The following is a 742-nucleotide window of genomic DNA, read 5'->3' on the forward strand; positions in this document are numbered from 1 at the left end:
CTTCCAGAAGTCGACGGCCACGGCCCACTGGTAGTCCAGGACGTCCATGTACACGCCGTCCCACGGATTCACCACCCAGGAGGGGTACTTGGCATCCGGGTCGGAACCCGGCGTGCCGGACATGGTGACGACGTGCCTGACGCCGAGCAGGCCCGCGAGGCGGATGGTGCGGCGCAGGTCGTCGGCGTGCTTGGGGCCGACGCCGGGGAGCGGGTTGAGCGGGTTGCCGTTGCAGTTGAGGCCGGTGAGCTCCATGCCGCGGTCGGTGAAGGGTCCGCAGCGCGTCGGCGAACGTGGCGCAGGCCGGCAGCGGATCGGCGACGCCGGCGACCTGGTCGAGGAAGGCCCGGGCCTGGTAGGTGAAGTGGTCGGCGTTGTTGGCGCCCACGCCGGGCGCCTCCATCGGGACGCCGCCCGCGAAGTACGGCAGCTGCGGCCCGGCGATGACCTGCCGCGCGCCGCGCGTACGGGCCTTGGGCTGGGCGTCGTCGAAGAGGTACTCGGCGGGCCGGTGCTGGTCGAACGCGGCCCGCCCGCCCAGGCCCAGGACGTCGAAGGCGAGCCCGTTGGGCAGGCCGAAGCCGGTGCGCGTCACCGAGAAGGTGCCGACCAGCCCGGACTCGAAGCGGGCGGTGAAGGACGCGGTGTCCTCGTTCTCGACCTCGCCGACCTCGTCGGAGACGGGCGCCGCGTTGTGCCCGACGACCGCGCCCAGCGGCAGCGGCCGCTTGGGGATCTGCGT

General features: G+C 73.0%; 1 protein-coding gene and 1 pseudogene. One reads left to right on the forward strand and one right to left on the reverse strand.

The window, feature by feature from the left end; genetic code table 11:
• A pseudogene (locus OP79_RS49090) lies at positions 1–255 on the reverse strand (sugar phosphate isomerase/epimerase); the annotation flags it as partial.
• Here OP79_RS49090 and OP79_RS55875 point away from each other — a divergent pair.
• Positions 254–742 (forward strand): hypothetical protein (locus OP79_RS55875; RefSeq protein WP_033329802.1); only part of this gene is annotated, 489 nt, incomplete at its 3' end. The pseudogene OP79_RS49090 and the gene OP79_RS55875 overlap by 2 nt on opposite strands.

The organism is Streptomyces yerevanensis (assembly GCF_000716805.1).
Taxonomy (GTDB): Bacteria; Actinomycetota; Actinomycetes; order Streptomycetales; family Streptomycetaceae; genus Streptomyces; species Streptomyces flaveus.